Annotated in this window: 14 protein-coding genes; 8 read left to right on the top strand and 6 right to left on the bottom strand. The window is 38.0% G+C overall.

From position 1 onward, the window contains the following. Positions 1 to 3: 3 nt before the first annotated feature. Positions 4 to 1,173, bottom strand: coding sequence for a pyridoxal phosphate-dependent aminotransferase (locus tag BW935_RS05190; RefSeq protein ID WP_076499190.1), 1,170 nt, complete (start codon positions 1,171 to 1,173; stop codon positions 4 to 6). 318 nt (positions 1,174 to 1,491) lie between these two features. On the opposite strand from BW935_RS05190, the gene BW935_RS05185 reads away from it, so the two are divergent. From BW935_RS05185 to BW935_RS05175, 3 genes are all read left to right on the top strand, one after another. Continuing rightward, positions 1,492 to 1,812 carry a HesB/IscA family protein gene (locus BW935_RS05185; RefSeq protein ID WP_076499188.1) on the top strand — a complete coding sequence of 107 codons (321 nt, stop codon included), beginning with the start codon at positions 1,492 to 1,494 and terminating at the stop codon, positions 1,810 to 1,812. A gap of 176 nt (positions 1,813 to 1,988) precedes the next feature. Then, positions 1,989 to 3,065, top strand: coding sequence for an endonuclease/exonuclease/phosphatase family protein (locus BW935_RS05180; RefSeq protein WP_076499186.1), 1,077 nt, complete (start codon positions 1,989 to 1,991; stop codon positions 3,063 to 3,065). Between the two features lie 53 nt (positions 3,066 to 3,118). Beyond that, positions 3,119 to 3,691 (top strand): hypothetical protein, encoded by a 573-nt coding sequence (locus tag BW935_RS05175; protein ID WP_076499184.1) that lies wholly within the window; start codon positions 3,119 to 3,121, stop codon positions 3,689 to 3,691. Here BW935_RS05175 and BW935_RS05170 read toward each other — a convergent pair. Both BW935_RS05170 and BW935_RS05165 read right to left on the bottom strand, forming a co-directional pair. Next, positions 3,678 to 4,487: a GH3 family acyl-acid amido synthetase gene (locus BW935_RS05170; RefSeq protein WP_076499182.1), complete on the bottom strand. Its 810-nt coding sequence runs from the start codon at positions 4,485 to 4,487 to the stop codon at positions 3,678 to 3,680. The two genes, BW935_RS05175 and BW935_RS05170, sit on opposite strands and share 14 nt — an antisense overlap. A 391-nt stretch (positions 4,488 to 4,878) precedes the next feature. Next, positions 4,879 to 6,522: a sodium/sugar symporter gene (locus tag BW935_RS05165; RefSeq protein WP_076499180.1), complete on the bottom strand. Its 1,644-nt coding sequence runs from the start codon at positions 6,520 to 6,522 to the stop codon at positions 4,879 to 4,881. 267 nt (positions 6,523 to 6,789) lie between these two features. Between BW935_RS05165 and BW935_RS05160 the strand changes: the two genes are divergently transcribed. Continuing rightward, complete coding sequence (locus BW935_RS05160; protein WP_076499178.1) at positions 6,790 to 8,460, top strand: formate--tetrahydrofolate ligase; 1,671 nt, start codon at positions 6,790 to 6,792, stop codon at positions 8,458 to 8,460. A 75-nt stretch (positions 8,461 to 8,535) separates the two neighbouring features. On the opposite strand, the gene BW935_RS05155 is transcribed toward BW935_RS05160, so the two are convergent. The 3 genes from BW935_RS05155 to BW935_RS05145 all read right to left on the bottom strand — a co-directional run bounded on the left by BW935_RS05155 (position 8,536) and on the right by BW935_RS05145 (position 14,048). After that, complete coding sequence (locus tag BW935_RS05155) at positions 8,536 to 11,373, bottom strand: S9 family peptidase (RefSeq protein ID WP_076499177.1); 2,838 nt, start codon at positions 11,371 to 11,373, stop codon at positions 8,536 to 8,538. 135 nt (positions 11,374 to 11,508) lie between these two features. Then, positions 11,509 to 13,431 (bottom strand): M14 family metallopeptidase, encoded by a 1,923-nt coding sequence (locus BW935_RS05150; protein WP_076499175.1) that lies wholly within the window; start codon positions 13,429 to 13,431, stop codon positions 11,509 to 11,511. 122 nt (positions 13,432 to 13,553) lie between these two features. Continuing rightward, positions 13,554 to 14,048, bottom strand: coding sequence for a hypothetical protein (locus BW935_RS05145; RefSeq protein ID WP_076499461.1), 495 nt, complete (start codon positions 14,046 to 14,048; stop codon positions 13,554 to 13,556). 381 nt (positions 14,049 to 14,429) lie between these two features. Between BW935_RS05145 and BW935_RS05140 the strand changes: the two genes are divergently transcribed. The 4 genes from BW935_RS05140 to sufD all read left to right on the top strand — a co-directional run bounded on the left by BW935_RS05140 (position 14,430) and on the right by sufD (position 18,740). Continuing rightward, positions 14,430 to 14,906, top strand: coding sequence for an Lrp/AsnC ligand binding domain-containing protein (locus BW935_RS05140; protein WP_076499174.1), 477 nt, complete (start codon positions 14,430 to 14,432; stop codon positions 14,904 to 14,906). A gap of 256 nt (positions 14,907 to 15,162) precedes the next feature. Beyond that, complete coding sequence (gene sufB / locus BW935_RS05135) at positions 15,163 to 16,608, top strand: Fe-S cluster assembly protein SufB (protein WP_076499172.1); 1,446 nt, start codon at positions 15,163 to 15,165, stop codon at positions 16,606 to 16,608. Between the two features lie 65 nt (positions 16,609 to 16,673). Beyond that, a complete protein-coding gene (gene sufC / locus BW935_RS05130; RefSeq protein ID WP_076499171.1) occupies positions 16,674 to 17,432 on the top strand; it encodes a Fe-S cluster assembly ATPase SufC in 759 nt (252 codons plus the stop codon). Between the two features lie 30 nt (positions 17,433 to 17,462). Next, positions 17,463 to 18,740: a Fe-S cluster assembly protein SufD gene (sufD, locus tag BW935_RS05125; RefSeq protein ID WP_076499169.1), complete on the top strand. Its 1,278-nt coding sequence runs from the start codon at positions 17,463 to 17,465 to the stop codon at positions 18,738 to 18,740. Positions 18,741 to 18,746 lie beyond the last annotated feature (6 nt).

Below are 18,746 nucleotides of genomic sequence, written 5' to 3'. Positions count from 1 at the left end.
AACCTAAGCAGTAACTTTTTTAAACACCTCTACGAAATACTCCATCTCCTCCATAGTACCTATACTGACTCTACAGTAGGGCTGGTCTTCTATGCTAAATACCCGAATACTTACACCTTCTTCGTACATCCCTTTCATGAAAGCTTGTCCATTCATGGCAATAGGAAATAGCACAAAGCTGGTATAGGAAGGTATCACTTCATAACCTAAGCTTGCGATCTCTTCTACCAGATATTTTCTACATGAACTATTGAGAGATTTGCATTCATGCAAAAAAGCTTCGTCCTTAAAGCTAGCTAGTGCACCTTTCAGTGAAGTTGAGCACAAGCCCATGGTACTTCTAACTTTGTCTGTGATAGAGGCAATTCGTTCTGGCTGAGCTACAATGTATCCTATTCTCAATCCCGCCATTCCATGAATTTTACTAAAAGTTCGTGCAACAATCACATCTAATCCATCAGCTACAAGGTTGACCATCGAATGGCTTTGACTATCATCTAAAAATTCCAAATAAGCTTCATCTACAAATACTGGAACTTTAGAGGATACATCAGCGCAAAATTGGCGCAATTGATCAGAATTGGTGATAGATCCAGTTGGATTGTTTGGATTGCATACATAGACCAGCTTGGTATCAGCATCTATAGCTTGTTTCATCCCACTCAAATCATGGGCGTAATCAGCAGTAAGTTTGACAGGCTTCCAAGAAGCGCCCAATGCTCTAGCAGTACTGATGATGGACATATAAGCAGGATCTGCCGAAACGATATTCCCTCCTGCTGGAAAAGACACAAAGGCAACTTTCTCCAACAAATCAGAAGATCCTGGCCCCAGCATTATATGCTTGCTACTTACCCCCTCTTTCTCCGCTATCAATTCGATCAATTCCGCAGCATCTCTGTGAGCATACCTGTTACCCAAAGAAATTGCATCTTTGATCGCCCTAGTGACTGCAGGAGAAGGGCCGTAAGGGTTTTCATTAGCGGACAACCTGGCCAACATCCTCGGTTCTTCCAAATTGAAAGTCGGTGTGATTTCAGAAAAATTTGAATGTACAAATGGCTGATCTGGATTTACATTGAAAGCTTTTGAAATTTGAGGTGCGGCAGCTAATGCACCTAAGCCCAATAGAGATTTTTTGATCCAACCTCTTCTATTTAGATTTCTATTCATGGTTATAAATAATTAGCGTTAATTAAAATGGATTAAAGCATCTGAAAAGACGCTTTCAAAAGTGATTATCTTGGGCAGGAAAATTGATTAATACGAAACCATATTTGATCAATTTTTTGTCAATTTAAAATATTTAAGTCAAAAAATAAACTACTATTTATATTTATTACACCAAATTTAAAATAATAGGTTAGAAAACAAACTTATTTCAAATACTTATACGAAAATTAATTTTTCATACTAACCTATATTCTAGAATTGAAAGCCTAATTTTACACTAGAATGGAACATAAATAGTACGATTTGAATTAATCAAACATGATTATACCAATTAGTATCACAGAAAAAGCTCAGATTGAAATCAAAAACATCATGACCAACAAAAACATCCCTGAAAACTACCATCTCAGAGTTGGGGTAAAAGGTGGTGGATGTGGTGGTATGTCTTATGCTTTAGGTTTTGACCAAGCAAAAGAAGGAGATCAGCAATTTGTTTTAGAAGGTATTCCTGTACTGATTGAAAAAAAGCATTACATGTTTTTGATGGGAATGCAGATAGATTTTTACGAAGGCAACGAAGCAAGAGGTTTCACTTTTATCAACCCTGATATTCCTAAGAGACATGATGCCGCTGGATAATTAGAGCCAACAAAACAAGGATGATTGATAAACTCAAACATCAAGTTAAACTTGCCCGGTTTTTGAAGATTTGTGATAATTCTTATTGATCTTGCATTTGGATTAACTATCCATTAAAATAAATTACTTGGAAAGATTGATGAATAGGCATATTTTCGATTTCTAATTTACATGCTATGTTGCGTTTCCTAACCGGATTAGTATTTTTGATTTCAATTTTCCTTTTTTTCAGTGTTTATATATCACCTGAATTTTTTCCTTATGCTGGATTATTAACACTCTTGATTCCTCCCCTATTGGTGATCAATGCAATCTTATTGGTATTATTGATCCTTGCAGGCAGAAAATTAGCCCTAGTCCCATTGATTGCGATCATCATTGGCTGGAAATTTATCGGAATTACGTTTCAATTAAACAGCATTCCAGAAAAAACAGAGGGACTCTCTGTATTGAGTTATAATGTACATTTACTCAATTACACCAAAGACGGGCAAGATCGAAAGACGGTCACCCAAAACATCACCAAATGGCTCCAAGACAACCCTTCTGACATCAAATGCTTTCAAGAATTCTACCAAGATTACACTACTCCTTCACGAAATGCCATCAAAGCACTAGCCACTGATCAGGGTTATGAGTACTCTTACCAAGTGATCGATGGTAATATCAAAAAGCGATCTTATGGAATGGCTATCTTCAGTCGATATCCTATCATCAACGAAGGAAGAGTGTTTGACACCAGAAAAAATAATGGGGTAATATTTGCTGACATCAAAGTGGACAAAGACACCATCCGTATATACAATGCACACCTAGAGTCCATGTCCATTCCCTCAGAGGGACTTTCTGACTTAGATGGTATCAAAGAGAATTACAGAGAAACGCTTAGAAAATTGAAAAATGGACAAGTGGTGCGAGCGTCCCAACTTGGCGTACTGATGGAGCACATGCGCAACAGCCCCTATGCAAATATTCTTGTCGGAGACTTCAATGATGTTCCTTATAGTTACACCTATTTTTCTTTGAGAAAAATCATGAATAATGCATTCGAAAAAGCTGGAAGAGGTTTTGGATTTACTTATAACAAAGTGCTTTTTTTCTTGAGGATTGACAATATATTCTATGACGACATTTTAGAAATCAAGTCTTTCAAAACTCACAGAGAAGTAGATTATTCTGACCATTACCCCATTTCAGCTACTTTTTCATGGGAAAAGCCATTAAGAAAAGTTCAAATTCAAGATGCTGATTAAACTATCTGAAAGCGATAATTTGACTTCATCTATAAAAAATGGTATAATAAAGGATGCGAATAAGTGAAACAAAATACATCCAAAACAGCATTCCGCAGGAGTTAAACGAAGTCATCATCAAAGCTTTGGATTTTTACCCTGACATGAAAGATGTCAAAATAGAGTTTGTTCTCAGTAAAAACATTCGAAAATCTGTCATGCAAGCTCAGCCAAAATTCATTACTATGCTGGGCCCCAGTAAGAATAGAAGTTATATTATCAAAATCAGTAGATTTTTTAAATTAAAAGGAAAAGTAAAACCCATTCAAGAACTTCCTGACGATGTTCTAGTAGGGTGGATTGGACACGAGCTAGGTCACATCATGGACTATCTGAATAGAAGCAACTGGTCTTTACTCTTATTCGGAGTTGGGTACTTGACTTCCAAGAGCTTTATCATGGCAGCTGAAAGGGTTGCTGATACATATGCTGTAGATCATGGATTGGGAGACTATATTCTTGCTACCAAAAACTTCATCCTCCACGAAGCGGGCATGACTGAAAAATACATTCAGAAAATCAACAAACTCTACCTACCTCCTGAAGAAATCATTTACATGATGGAAAACAGACCTATCCAAGATTAGTAACATATTCTTCCCAAGCCCTGAAATCTTTTTCCTTCATTACTCTTGGGAATTTGACTTGCCCACCTTTCTGTTTGGTTTCGGCTGTCCATTTTCTGAAAATTTTATCGCTAGTAAGCTTCACTTCCACACGCTTGAGCGCTTTATTTCTAGCTACTTTGTAGTTTTTATTATTTTCTTGAAGTATCTCATCTAATCGATCTGCTACCTGTTCTTCATCTTCTTGCACAACACCCTCTACGCCCAAATACCACCTGTGAAGGTATTCATCCGATTCCGAGATGGCCGCTACGGTAAATTCCTTGACATTAAAACCGAATTCATCACTCAATGATTTAATAGCTTTATTCATTTGAATGACCGAAAGTTGAGCACCCACTACATTGAGAAAATGCTTTGTTCTCCCTGTAATCTTGATCTCAGCTCTCCTGATGGATTGAAGCATGTCTTCTGTTACTGGTATATGTTTCTTTGTACTTGTCGTACCACTAGAGACAGCAAAAAAATCAACTTTTCCAGGCCAAGTAATATCTTCTCCCCCTTCTATAACTTTCTGCCACCAGCTCGCTCTGAGTTGATCATAATCAAAATAAGGCACCTCGGATTCAAATGCCTTCCGAATATCCTCAGCCTTGAGAATTCGGTCAAATTGATAATACTTCCCAAAAGCGGTATTCTTAGCCGTATTCAATAACTCTTCCAAAACTTTCAGCTGAGCCTCCATAGGATTATTGTTGGTGAAAATTTTATCAACTGTCTCAACGGATCTTTTGATGATCTCTCCGATTAGTGCCATTTCGATTATATTTTTAAAGTTTAAAAAAGTTGATTTAATCAACTTATAGTCTCTATTTGAAGCGCAGGCAGAAGCCTAACAACTAAAAAAAATCTACAATATTCCTGCCATGGAATCAAAAAAGCCTAGAATTTTCAGAATCTTGAAAACTCTAGGCTTTTATTAAATTAGTAAAACCGCTTTCTGATTTTACACTTCTTTGCCAGTAACTTCAATTCATTGACTCATTTCGTTGCTAACGGTCAATAGCCACAAATATCCAACCCGCCTGCGTCGGGCAGGTATCAATAAATATCGGAAGTTAGATAAATCGGGTTTTTTTAATGTTACTGGTAAAGTTCCGTATATCCATAAACCGCTTTTATCAAGTGGCAATGCTGTCTCTATTTTTTTACCAAAACACAATATAAAGTGCCGCAGTAATCAAAGTAATGATAAAAGCCCCAATTTTAAAACCAGTACTTGTCTTGAAGATATCTCCCGATATATCAATGCTTTTTGGATGGTCCTTTCCTTTACCTTCCAACAAACTGATAACAATCATCAAAGCGGCTAAAACCAAAAACACAATACCCATCCTATCCAAGAAAGGTAATTCTGGCCATAAGAATTTCAATACTACAGATAATGGGATACTAAGTGCCGCACCTACCAAAGCTGCATTAGAAGTGGTCTTTTTCCAAAACACCCCAAAGAAAAAGATCGCAAATACACCGGGACTGATAAACCCTGTATATTCTTGTATAAACTGAAACGCTTGATCCAATTGCCCAAGTGCAGGAGCAATGATCGCTGCAATGACAAAAGCCACTGCCGCAGTAATTCTACCAACTTTCACCTGCTTGGCTTCAGAAGCATCTTGCCCAAAATACTTTTTATAAATATCCATGGTAAAAATTGTGGATGTACTATTGGCCATCGAAGCCAAAGATGAAACAATTGCAGCAGTCAATGCCGCAAACGCTAGCCCTTTCAGCCCTACTGGCAATAATTGTAATAATGTAGGGTATGCTCTGTCTGACTTCACAATACCTGTGACTGGATCCTTCATAGATTCCACAAATGTCACATCCATCCCGTTGTTCACGATAACCAAAGCTGCAATTCCAGGGATCACTACAATCAAAGGCATCAAAAGCTTCAAGAAACCTGCAAAGATCATTCCTTTCTGAGCTTCATCCAGACTCTTGGCAGCCAAAGCTCTCTGTGTAATGTATTGGTTGAAGCCCCAATAAGACAAATTGGTAATCCACATCCCTCCTACCAATACACTCAATCCTGGTAGGTCAAGATATGCATCTTTTGTACCTCCTTTTCCATCAGGAATCATCATTTCACCTTTGGAAAGGATCATGGAGAAATGTCCAGGAACTTCTTTTCTCAAAAGTCCCAAACCTTCCCAAGCACTCCCATCTCCTACCATGGTCAAAGCAATATAAGTGGTAGCCAATCCGCCCGCTATCAAGAAGAAAACCTGCACGACATCAGTCCAAGCCACTGCCTTTAACCCCCCATAAATGGAGTAAATCATCGCAAAAAGCGCCAAACCTATGATTGCATAGCGCATTGGCACATCTAGGATCGTATTCAAGCTCAAAGCACCTAGATAGAGTACTGAGGTCAGGTTGACAAACACATACAAGGCAAGCCAAAAGATCGCCATCGTTGTACGCACTCTTGTATCATAGCGATCCAAAAGAAAGCCTGGCATGGTGTAAATACCTTTTTTGATATAAACAGGTAAAAAGAAAATTGCCACCACCAATAAGGTAATCGCCGCCATCCACTCATAAGTGGATATTGCTAATCCAAGTGCAAAGCCTGATCCAGACATCCCAATAAACTGCTCTGCAGATATATTGGAAGCGATCAAAGAGGCTCCTACCGCCCACCAAGGCAAGGCTTTGGATGCAAGAAAGTAGTCTTGGGAGTTTTTTACGTGGCCTTTTTTCTCTCTAGAGACAAAAAGCCCCATACCAATTATCAGGCAACAATACCCAATAAATACAATAAGGTCTAAAGGTTCTAATAACATAGGTTGAGGTTAATCAATAGGGTTTAAATTATTTTGAGTGCTTCAAATATAAGTTTTTCGTGTTAGTAAAGAATGTTTTTTAACAAATAGTGCTAATTCCCATAAATTCTTCATGAAATCATGAAAGCTTCCAATACCCTTGATGCAATCATCAGGGAAATCTCTGACAAGTCCCATCAATTAGATAAATTTCCGGAATAAGATTTTTGTCAGTTTTTAATCTGCTCTTTTTGGTTAATTTAGACCGAAGTAAAAAGGACAGAAATTATGAACTTGACAGACCAAGAAATAGCAAGGGCTTCCACCATGCGCCCTATCAATCAAATTGCACAAAAACTTCAAATTGACGAGGACGAGCTTCGCCCTTATGGTAAGTATGTAGCTAAGCTTCCTCTGAGATTGATCGACGAGTCAAAAATGATTGGTAAAAAACTGATCCTAGTGACTGCCATCACACCTACAGTAGCAGGAGAAGGAAAGACTACTGCGAGCATTGGACTCTGTGAAGGGCTAAATAAAATTGGTATCAAAACAGCTGTAGTCCTCAGAGAGCCATCATTAGGGCCTGTTTTCGGTATGAAAGGTGGAGCAGCAGGAGGTGGTTATTCTCAAGTTCTTCCAATGGAATCCATCAACTTGCATTTTACAGGAGATTTTGCAGCTATAGAGAAATCACACAATTTACTTGCAGCACTTTTAGACAACCATATCCATCAAGGTAACACACTAAATATTGATGCCCGCAAAATTGTCTGGAAACGTGTCATGGACATGAATGAAAGGGCACTTCGCGATATTGTTACAGGGTTGGGTGGAGCAGCCCAAGGAATTCCAAGAGAGTCTGGATTTGACATTACAGCAGCCTCTGAAGTGATGGCTGCACTTTGCCTTGCCAAAGACTTGGTAGACCTCAAAGAAAAACTCGGCAATATCATTGTCGCTTATACTTACGACAATCAGCCAGTCTATGCCCGAGAGCTGAAGGCACAAGGTGCCATGACAGCTTTGCTCAAGCATACCATCATGCCAAACTTGGTACAAACCATCGAGGGAAACCCTGCAATCATTCATGGTGGCCCTTTCGCCAATATTGCACAAGGTTCCAACTCCATCATAGCTACTCGAATGGGTTTATCTTTGGCTGATTATGTAGTCACAGAGGCCGGGTTTGCCTCTGACCTTGGAGGAGAAAAGTTCCTCGACCTCAAATGCCAATACGGTGGATTAAAACCAGACTTAGCGGTTATCGTCACTACTATCAGAGCTTTAAAAAGTCATGCAGGAGTAAAATTTGAAGCCCTAAAGGAACCGAATGCCGAAGCTGTCAAGGTCGGCTTAGAAAATCTGGAAAAACACATTGAAAACATCAAGCACTTCATGCTTTGCCCAGTAGTGGCTATCAATAAGTTTTACACAGACACTGACGAAGAAATCGACATAGTGCTAAAAAGATGTGAAGCATTAGGTGTAAAAGCAGCTATCTCCGAGGGATGGGAAAAAGGAGGAGAAGGCTGTATAGATTTGGCAAAAGTAGTCAAAGAAGTAGCTGAATCTGGTAAAAGTAATTTCACCCCCCTTTATAATTTTGATTGGCCAATTGAGCAGAAGATAGAAACTGTTGCTAGAAAAATCTACGGTGCAGCTGAAGTCGAATATAGCCTCAAAGCCAAACAGCAAATTAGGCTTTTCAATAAAATTGGACTTGATAAAGTCCCCATTTGCATTGCCAAAACACAGTACTCACTATCAGATGACCCAAAATTGATCAACAGACCAAAAGGATTCACGATCAAAATTAGAGAATTTGACATTGCCGCAGGTGCTGGCTTCATCATTCCAATAGCAGGTACCATTATGCGCATGCCTGGTCTACCATCCAAGCCCGCTGCAGAAAATATTGACATAGGTGCCGATGGAAATATCACCGGATTGTTTTAAAAGAGATTTTACTAATTGCAAAAAAGCCCTTCAAGAGATCCTGAAGGGCTTTAATTTTAATACTGGCAAGCTATCTTATTTATCTTCTTCCAATTCATATTTCAAGGTTCTGCCCTTTTCTACAGCAGGTAGACCTTCAGTCATCCACAATGGAGCAGGAGCTCCTTTGAGGTAGTGATCAAAGAATTGAGACAACCTGATAGATAAGTCTTTTCTATTTTTACGCTGAACAAGATTGTGATCTTCTCCATTATATTGCAGCAACCATGCAGGCTGATTCAGACGTTTTAAGGCCATAAACATTTCAATACCTTGATACCACGGAACTGCTCCATCTTCGTCATTGTGCATGATCAATACTGGAGTAGTTACCCTATCCATAAAGAAAAGCGGAGAGTTCTCGAGGTAGTAAAGTGGTTTTTCCCACAAGGTTCCTCCTATTCTACTCTGTGTCTGCTCATACTGGAACATACGGCTCATACCTGTTCCCCATCTGATACCTCCATAAGCCGAGGTCATGTTCACAACAGGTGCTCCAGCTCCAGCAGCTTTGAACATATTCGTCCTTGTTATCAAATAAGCTACTTGATAGCCACCCCAGCTTTGTCCTTGTATGGCCATATTATCGGCATCTACAAAGCCTTTCGCTACGATCGATTGGACACCAGGAATGATACAATTATAAGCACTTGGCCCTGGAAGACCCAGGTCATACTTGATATCTGGTACAAACACCAAATATTCATTACTTACAAAATACGGGATATTGATTGTAGAAGCACTCGGAGCAGGTGCTCTATAATTATGTAGTCCATCAGAATTTCTCTCGTAGAAATACACCATCATAGGATACTTTTTATTCGGATCAAAGTTCTCAGGCTTAAACAATAAGCCTTGAAGTGGAACACCATCATTAGCCAAATAATCTACCAGCTCAACTGTACCCCAATTCACCTCTTTCTGCTGTGGATTAGCGAATGACAACTGTGTCAATTTTGACATATTCATATCAGTCACATACACATCAGCATATTCTTGATAAGTAGATCTCCTTACAATCAAATCATTGGTATTTTCAGCTTTTCTCAAACCAAGATATCTGTTGTCTGTAAAGATGATTTGTTCAGGAGCTTTTTTACCATTGATATCTCCTTTTGAGAAACCATTTTTCTTATTGAACTCGTGGAAAGCCGTCAAAATTAACGGAGAGGCAGGATCAATTCCTTCATCTTCTTCTAGCTCTAATCTTTGTCTTCTGTATTCAATATTTTGAGCTCTACCTGCACCTAAAGTGATGTTTTGAGGTGCAACTTTACCAGTTGGATCTATCTTCCAGATATCATATTTATCATAAACCAAGAAGCCTTTGTCATCTTTCATCCAACCCGCAGCACCATAGCTACCAGGTAAGGAAGGAGAGTCATGCTGTTCATTATAGACATTTACATCAAGTGCATTGGTGATATTTTTGATTGCTTTAGTAGCTACATCATAGATAAACCATGCTCTTTCACTTCCATCATACCAGTACACATATTTGCCTGCAGGAGAAAGGGATGGTCTACCAGTCAGCGCTTTTTGGATTAGCGTTTTACTTCCAGTTTCAACATTCACCAAATAAACATCACTACCAATCTGTGTATTCCAACTGTATTCTCTTCTATATTCAGAATCATCCATTCCCAAAGCTAATTTATGCTTAGCCTTGTTGTCATACATCACTGTACTTACTTTTTCATCAGCTATTTGAGTTATTTTTCTGTCCTTTATATTATAAGCAGCCAAAAAGCTTCTATTGAGCTCTCTGTTTCTATTTCTCAATTGCATTGGCTGAATCTCAGCATCTTGCCAACCCCAAATATCCAATTTCACTCTTTCCTCATCAAGCATGGTGGTATCATCTTCATACTCGTAGCTCACATAATCATTGGTAGTACCGAAATACAACCTGCTATCATCAGCAGCAAAACTGATTCGACCTGACTTACTGATCATTCCGTCCTTTAAGATACCTGGAGTATCTTTAGAAGCTATTTTTTGATTAGTAGCCTTTGCTATATCATATAGATACAAGTCATAGTAAGGCTTCTTGGCTTTCAAAGAGTCTTCAGTAGTCAAATAAGCTAAGTACTTATTCGAATCAGAAATATTAACAGACATGTAATCCGTTTTACCCACATCGATAATCTGAGATACACCTGACTTCAAATCAAGGATAAAAACACCTGCATTTTTTAATGTATCTTCTGTAGCTTTCACATAATACATGTGCGTACCAGTCTCAGAAAAACCATAAGACTTGACTCTATCGTACTCATAAGTAGTCTTTCCATCAAATGACCTTACGATAAGCGTAGTGCCATCAGTTTTTTTAGGTTTTTCCACTGGAGCAACTTTAGTAGTATCCCCTTCTTCTCTTTTGGCTGGTTTCTGAGGAAGTTCTTTTTCAAAAAGTACAGCTAACCAACTAGCTTCTTTGCTAGGGGTAGAAAAAGACTTCACTCTTGCAAGTTTCTCAATATTGCCACTAGCCAAGTTGAGGATAAAAAGGCTATCCTTAGGCATGTCATCCGCTTTGGTTTTTTTCAATTTCAAAGCTTTGATTACATCTTTTTCTGCCGTGATTCTTCCTACGGCAAAATTATTATCATTGGAAAATGACCATCTATCCGCCCTATTAATTACGTAGCGCTTTTGAGCATCTCCATGGCTTACAATTTCAAGCCTACCATCCCCATCTTGAGGATTTACTTGAAAACCAACCCACTTTCCATTGGTGGAAATATTATCGGAAGACACACTCTCCCATCCATCATAATCTGCGTGAGTCAGTGCCCTCTTCTGCTGTGCCTGCAAGCCAAGCACCGCAAAGAAGCAGATTACTGCTAAGATTTGTTTTAATTTGAATATCATAGTTTGTGTATTTTGATTACAATATAAATAAAGATTGAGCCGCAAGACCTTATCTTTTATATCAAAGGAGAATTAGATAGATAAAAAAGACTGTTGCTCTTTAAACAGCAACAGTCTTTAAAACAACCTTATTCATTACTTACCTAGCTCAATTTCCTTTTCAATATAACCACCTCGGGTGGAAAGGATTTTGAGTTTAGCTTTTACAGTTTCACTCTGGTTGATTTTCACTTTGAATGTGGCAGTTTTGGTCTCACCTGCTTTGGTATAACCAGCATAGATGGTCTTATCATAAAGCTCAGGTGATACAATCTGCACCTTAGCATCCTCAAATCCTTTGGTTAGCTCTCTATCAAAATCGAGCATTAGTCTATCCTCTTGGACGATCTTCACCCTTTTTGCTTGCTCCAAAGCCACTGGAAGTCCACCTGAATTTTTCCAAGTAACTTTTACTTCATAGGTACTATCAGATGACTTCTTAATATCAGTAGCCAACAGATCTATTTGCGGCAGCTCTTTTGCCATGGCCAAATTGAATAAGGACTGTTTTCTAATCCATGATTCTAGCTGCCATGGCGGGCCATTTTGAGAGAAAAATTTAGGATGAAAACCTCCAATTTCGACCTCACCTAACTGTGGATGATCAAATTTTTCCCAAGGCTTAAAACCTCTAGAGCCATTTTCCTCATCATCACACATCAAAGCATCATAATCATCATAGATTCCATCTCCATCATAATCTTTCATGGCGCCATTGTTCCATAACTCATCTCCATACCAAATAGCACCATAATAGAAATATCCGAAATCCGGTCCATGACCAAAAAGGGGATTTGGCTTAAGCGGATCTCCCGTCAATCTATTTACTTTATAGCGAGTAGAATAAGTTTCATAAACATCACCTGCCCATGGATATCCAGTAATGTCCATACCCATTTGATCAAATTTCTTGTAGATAGCCAAATCCTCTGGAAACATACTTTCTTCGCTTCCAGAAGTGGAAGGTGGTCTCAAATGCATTGGTACCCTAGTATCAAGAGAGTTGACTACAGAGATATTTGGATGTGACAAAAGCCAAAGAACAGTAGACCTAGTCTCTATCTCACTCAATGGATATTCGCCAGCACCCCACTGGGTGTAACCTCTACCTGTCATATCTCCTCCAGAATCTGGTCTCCAATTTTCAGGGTAATTTCTGTGTAGGTCAAGTCCGCCAATACCATCTTCATTGTAGCGTCCATCCCCATCATTATCAATCCCCTCGGTAAACATTAAATATTCGCCTTGTCCATCAAATACCCATTTCATCAAGCGACCCGAAGGATCTCTTGGATCAAGTATATAATTGGCTTTGGCCTTGTCCTCTTCTGTGACAGCTTTCTTCCGCATCATGTGGATGACACCATCTCCATTGAGATCTTCTTCTGGATCCTCATCCATCAGTCCATCTCTGTCCACATCATAAGGTCTCACCGTGGATCGATTTCTCTGTTCGGTGAACAGATACATATTAGTACCGTCAGGATTGTTTTGAGGTCTCAGGTAGATGGTCTTGGTATCGATAAGTTTGGTAATCTCGGGATCCTTACCGTAGTTTTCCAATAGATGCTGGGTCAACCATAGTACAGATTCACTACTGGTCACTTCACCTCCATGTCGTCCTCCTTCAAAATAGGCGGCAGCCTTATCTGTGTGCTTTCCTGTTTTCTTATTGGTAATGGTCATTTGCAAAATGGGACGACCCTCAAAAGACCTAGCTACTTCATAAAGCTCAGTAATATCAGGATATTTCTCTGCCCATACTTTGTACCAATGGTACATTACATCAGGTGTATGATAAATATCGAAGGTAAGCTTTTCACCCGGTGTATATTCTACTTCGGGAAATTGATGTTTTTTGAAAAAAGACTGACCATGTCTCTCTCCTGCCACAGTGTAGAATTTTGATTTCTCATCTTGCTCAGGCCATCGCTTCTCTTTCCCCAAGCCATAATCTTGAGCCAAAAGCTCACCAAAACAAAATGCTAAGGGAATTAATAAACTGTATTTATGTTTCATAAAATAGGTGGTTGATTGAATGATTATAAAAGTATCAAACCAACCCTATCATTCAAAACCACTCAAAAAAAATCCCCACCAAATAATTGGAGGGGACTTGATAAATTAAACACTCTTATCATTTACCTTTTTATAATCAATTCAAAATCTGTTGCATCATAATTCGAATACCCAGGTACAGGCAGGCATTTTGGAAGTTTTCTCAAAACGTGAGCAATTCTTTGTTCCAATCCTCTATCTGCTTCTGTTATCATTTCATATCCTACTAATTTGCCTTGATTATTGACATTTAATATAACTCTTACCTCATCTAATTCTACACTTGACTTTGTCCTGAAAATGAATGGCATGTAACTATCTACCATTTCTAATGTAAATTCAGGCCAAGCCCAAGGAGATCCAAAATCCGCTAATGCATCTTCATCAGCCACTTCCGAAAGTGTGACAGCATGAACAGCTTCATCATTAACAATTTTTAAAGTAACGGTATTGAAGCTGATGGCATTAACTTTCAGCTTGACTTCACTGTCGCTGTTTGTTGTACGCGCCAAACCCTCTTGCCCCAGTGCAACTGTGATCAAGAAAATTAAAGAAAATATGGAAATAAGACCTTTCATTGGAACGCATTTTATTTTATGATTCAAAAATACATAATAAATATTTTCAAACCCAAATTTTTGCAGTTTAAATTTATAAAAAAGCAATAAAAAAGTCTTGCCATTAGCAAGACCCTTTTCAGAATATAAACCCAAATATAACTTTAGAGATTAAAAGTTCTTATTGTGAAACATCTAAATCTTAGACCTTTAAGTCTATATCAGATGATTATTTGACTTACAATGCGTAACACCAAATTTAATTTACTCTTAATTCCTGAATGCCAAAATAAATGGTTTTTAACCAATTTTACAAATTGAAAAATAAATTTTGCATTATTTTAAGTATTTCATAATTTGACCGCAGATTTATTACCATACAGCTAATATAAACTCAAAATAATGGACAAAATTTTAGATATTGACAATGTTGATCTCAAGATCATTTCCCTTCTCAACGAAGACGCAAAGACCCCCTACACAGAAATCGCCAAAAAAGTATTCGTTTCCTCTGGTACTGTACACGTAAGAATGCGTAAGCTTGAAGATATGGGGGTAGTTAAAAGTGCTACGCTAAATATCGACTTTTCAAAACTTGGATACGATATTTCGGCCTTTTTGGGAATTTATCTAGAGAAAAGCTCACTTTATGACACAGTCATAGAAAACTTAAAACAAATACCAGAAGTCATCAATGCATACTACACTACTGGAAACTATAGCATATTCGCCAAAATCATTTGCAAAGACACCAATCATCTAAGAACTGTTTTGGATAATATTCAAAAAGTAGATGGCATCGATAGAACTGAAACTTTAATTGTGTTGGAAGAAAGCATCAATAGACCCATTCAGTTTTTTGATAAGACAGGTAAATAGACAATAAAAAATCTTACTTTAGATTAAATCTAAATAAAATAATAATTGCATAATATCATGATTTTTTATAAACATTAAATATAGGTCGAGCTTTCTTAGCTTGACCTATATTTTTATCATAACAATTGTATTTCAATTACTTATAATTTATTTTAGCTATCAGCCATAGATTTTTGAAATGAAGACGAACAATATATTTTAGATAAATGTTGTATCTTCGCATGTCAAAATATAATTAGTCTAAATAACTCACAATATGAGCAAAGACAATCAAATTTTAGAAGAATTCACATCGAAAGATTACGAGCACGGCTGGTCTGTGGACATGGAAGTCGACGAAGCCCCACTTGGTCTGAATGAAGATATTATTAAATGGATCTCAGCCAAAAAAGAAGAACCACAATGGTTGCTTGATTGGAGGTTAAAAGCTTTCAAAACATGGGAAGCAATGACAGAGCCTGAGTGGGCAAATGTAACTTACCCAAAAATCGATTTGCAAGCACTGAGATATTATTCTGCTCCTAAAAAATCCAATAAGCCTAAAAGCTTAGACGAAATAGATCCTGAATTACTTCAGATATATGAAAGACTTGGTATCTCACTGAACGAGCAGAAAAAACTACAAGGAATAGCTGTTGATGCAGTACTGGATTCAGTTTCCGTAGGTACTACTTTCAAAGACACACTCTCCAAACTTGGGATCGTATTTTGTTCATTCAGCGAAGCTGTGAAAGAGCACCCTGAGTTGGTAAAGAAATATCTGGGATCTGTGGTTCCAACGACAGATAATTACTACGCGGCGTTAAATTCTGCCGTTTTCTCTGACGGATCATTTTGTTATATCCCATCAGGTGTCAGATGTCCAATGGAACTATCTACCTATTTCAGAATAAACGCGGCCAATACAGGCCAATTTGAAAGAACATTGATCGTAGCTGAAGAAGGTTCTTATGTATCTTATCTAGAAGGTTGTACTGCTCCTCAAAGAGATGAAAATCAGCTTCATGCAGCAGTCGTCGAAATCTATGCGGCAAAAGATGCTGAGGTAAAGTATTCCACAGTGCAAAACTGGTTCCCTGGAGATAAAAATGGCAAAGGTGGTATTTACAACTTTGTGACTAAAAGAGGTATTTGTGCAGGTGATAACTCCAAAATTTCTTGGACTCAAGTTGAAACCGGATCAGCTGTCACATGGAAATATCCATCTTGTATACTTAAAGGAGACAATTCGATTGGGGAGTTTTATTCAGTAGCAGTTACTAATAACTACCAACAGGCTGATACAGGAACTAAAATGATCCATATTGGTAAAAATACCAAATCGAGAATTGTATCTAAAGGTATTTCTGCTGGTAAATCTCAAAACTCTTACAGAGGTCAGGTTCAAGTAATGAAGCGTGCAACCAATGCGCGAAACTTCTCACAATGTGACTCATTATTAATGGGTGATAAGTGTGGTGCGCATACTTTCCCTTACATAGATATTCAAAATTCGACAGCCAAAGTAGAGCACGAGGCAACTACTTCTAAAATTGGTGAAGATCAAATTTTCTATTGTAATCAAAGAGGAATCTCTACAGAAGATGCTGTGGCATTGATTGTCAATGGATATGCGAAAGAAGTTCTCAATCAACTACCCATGGAGTTTGCAGTAGAAGCTCAGAAGCTATTGGCTTTGACACTAGAGGGATCTGTAGGATAATTACTTAAATCAATTCGAATTCATTCAAAATACAGCTTATCAAAAAGAGCTAATCTTATACTATTATGTTGTCAATTAAGAATTTGCATGCCTCTATCGAAGGCACACCAATACTAAGAGGAATCAATCTTGAAGTTAAGCCTGGAGAAGTTCATGCTATCATGGGCCCCAATGGTTCGGGGAAATCTACTTTAGCATCAGTTTTGGCAGGTAGAGAAGAGTATGAAGTAACAGATGGAGAAGTTACATTCCTTGGGAAAGACCTCCTAGATCTTGCTCCAGAAGATAGGGCTAGAGAAGGTGTCTTTTTAGCATTCCAATATCCTGTAGAAATCCCAGGCGTGAGTTCAACAAATTTTTTAAGAACAGCTGTAAACCAAGTACGCGAATACAGAGGTCTTGAATCACTTGATGCAGTGAAGTTTCTTACTATCATGAAGGAAAAGATGAAACTGGTCGAGATCGATCAGAAATTATTAAGTAGGTCTCTCAATGAAGGTTTTTCTGGAGGTGAAAAGAAAAGAAATGAAATCTTCCAAATGGCTATGTTGGAGCCAAAACTCGCCATCCTGGACGAGACTGATTCAGGTCTTGATATCGACGCCTTGAGAGTAGTATCTAATGGTGTTAATAAACTAAAGTCCCCTGACAATGCAACTATTGTGGTTACACACTATCAAAGGCTCCTTGATTATATTGTTCCAGATTATGTACACGTACTATACAAAGGACGAATCGTAAAGTCAGGCACAAAAGAGCTTGCATTAGAATTGGAAGAAAAAGGATACGATTGGATCAAAGAAGAGGTAGATGCTGCCGTTTAATTTCCTTTCATTTCTTAACTCAATTCAAAAATGACAACGATCACAAAAAATAAAGTAACAGATCTATTCCTTCTAAATAAACCTACAAATTCAAATTTTGTAGAATTGAGAAAAGCAGGATTGGATTATCTTGAAAGTAATGGATTGCCTGCTTTGAAGGAAGAAGAGTACAAATTCACTCAGATCAGCAAAAGATTAGAACAACAAATTACTAATTTCAAATCGGCTCAACCTGCATCTTTAAGCAAAGTGCTGGTTCAAAAAGCAATTTTCGAAGGATTCGATGGTGATATTATCGTATTCAATAATGGTGAATTTGTCCCGACACTTTCAATTATATCTCAACAAAATTATTCATTTTCCCTGCTTTCAGATGCTAAGCCAGAAATATTAGGAAGCATTGCTAAAGTTGAAAATGACCCATTTGTTGCTTTAAATAATCTAGCATTCAATGATGGGGTATTCATCTCTGTTCCAAAAGGTAAAAAAGTAGAGAAGCCGATTTATTTACTTCACTTCAATCAAGCGAATCAAGGGCAAGTAGTCAATCAGAGAGTCCTAATCGATGTAGCTGATAGTGCTGAAGTTACTTTTTTAGAAAACACCATATCGCTTGATGAGGAATCGTATTTCTCGAATACCGTTGTTGAAGTAAAGGTTGCCCAAAATTCACATGCACATTATTACCGACTTCAAAACGAAAACAGACAAGCTATCGTCGTCAATAATTTCGTAACGGATATCCATAGGGATGCTACATTCACTTCTGTTGCCACGCAACTACAAGGCGGAATGCTTAGGAATAATCTAACCATGAACCTGCTAGATTCTGGCTGTGAAGGCAATATGTATGGCTTATACCTACTCAATGGAAAAACACATGTAGATAACCATACTAATGTAGACCATACCAAACCACACGCAGATTCTAACGAGCTTTACAAAGGGATATTGGCAGATTCCTCAAGGGGCGTTTTTAATGGGAAGATTTTTGTTCGCCAAGACGCGCAAAAAACAAATGCATTTCAACAGAATAACAACATCTTATTATCTGAAGATGCTATCATCAATACCAAACCCCAATTGGAGATCTGGGCAGATGATGTGAAATGCTCTCACGGTTGTACCACAGGACAGCTTGATGAAGAAGCATTATTCTATCTTCAGGCAAGAGGAATTGGAAAAGAGCAAGCAAGAGGCTTGTTGTTGTATGCATTTGCAGGAGAGGTAATGGAACATATCTTATACCAGCCATTTCAGCAATATTGCACCAATCTTATCCAAGATAGATTAGGAAGCAAGTTTTAATATTTA

The organism is Belliella pelovolcani (assembly GCF_900156785.1).
In the GTDB taxonomy this organism is placed as follows: domain Bacteria; phylum Bacteroidota; class Bacteroidia; order Cytophagales; family Cyclobacteriaceae; genus Belliella; species Belliella pelovolcani.
Note: the sequence above shows the minus strand (reverse complement) of the source record. Positions and strands in the feature narration are given on the sequence as shown.

What these genes read in the sequence shown, in the direction of transcription:
- BW935_RS05165 (WP_076499180.1), bottom strand. Translation starts at nt 6,522, where the DNA reads ATGTTATTAGAACCTTTAGACCTTATTGTATTTATTGGGTATTGTTGC.
- BW935_RS05175 (WP_076499184.1), top strand. Translation starts at nt 3,119, where the DNA reads ATGCGAATAAGTGAAACAAAATACATCCAAAACAGCATTCCGCAGGAG.
- BW935_RS05170 (WP_076499182.1), bottom strand. Translation starts at nt 4,487, where the DNA reads ATGGCACTAATCGGAGAGATCATCAAAAGATCCGTTGAGACAGTTGAT.
- BW935_RS05190 (WP_076499190.1), bottom strand. Translation starts at nt 1,173, where the DNA reads ATGAATAGAAATCTAAATAGAAGAGGTTGGATCAAAAAATCTCTATTG.
- sufD (WP_076499169.1), top strand. Translation starts at nt 17,463, where the DNA reads ATGACAACGATCACAAAAAATAAAGTAACAGATCTATTCCTTCTAAAT.
- BW935_RS05160 (WP_076499178.1), top strand. Translation starts at nt 6,790, where the DNA reads ATGAACTTGACAGACCAAGAAATAGCAAGGGCTTCCACCATGCGCCCT.
- BW935_RS05185 (WP_076499188.1), top strand. Translation starts at nt 1,492, where the DNA reads ATGATTATACCAATTAGTATCACAGAAAAAGCTCAGATTGAAATCAAA.
- BW935_RS05180 (WP_076499186.1), top strand. Translation starts at nt 1,989, where the DNA reads ATGTTGCGTTTCCTAACCGGATTAGTATTTTTGATTTCAATTTTCCTT.
- BW935_RS05150 (WP_076499175.1), bottom strand. Translation starts at nt 13,431, where the DNA reads ATGAAACATAAATACAGTTTATTAATTCCCTTAGCATTTTGTTTTGGT.
- BW935_RS05155 (WP_076499177.1), bottom strand. Translation starts at nt 11,373, where the DNA reads ATGATATTCAAATTAAAACAAATCTTAGCAGTAATCTGCTTCTTTGCG.
- BW935_RS05145 (WP_076499461.1), bottom strand. Translation starts at nt 14,048, where the DNA reads ATGAAAGGTCTTATTTCCATATTTTCTTTAATTTTCTTGATCACAGTT.
- sufB (WP_076499172.1), top strand. Translation starts at nt 15,163, where the DNA reads ATGAGCAAAGACAATCAAATTTTAGAAGAATTCACATCGAAAGATTAC.
- sufC (WP_076499171.1), top strand. Translation starts at nt 16,674, where the DNA reads ATGTTGTCAATTAAGAATTTGCATGCCTCTATCGAAGGCACACCAATA.
- BW935_RS05140 (WP_076499174.1), top strand. Translation starts at nt 14,430, where the DNA reads ATGGACAAAATTTTAGATATTGACAATGTTGATCTCAAGATCATTTCC.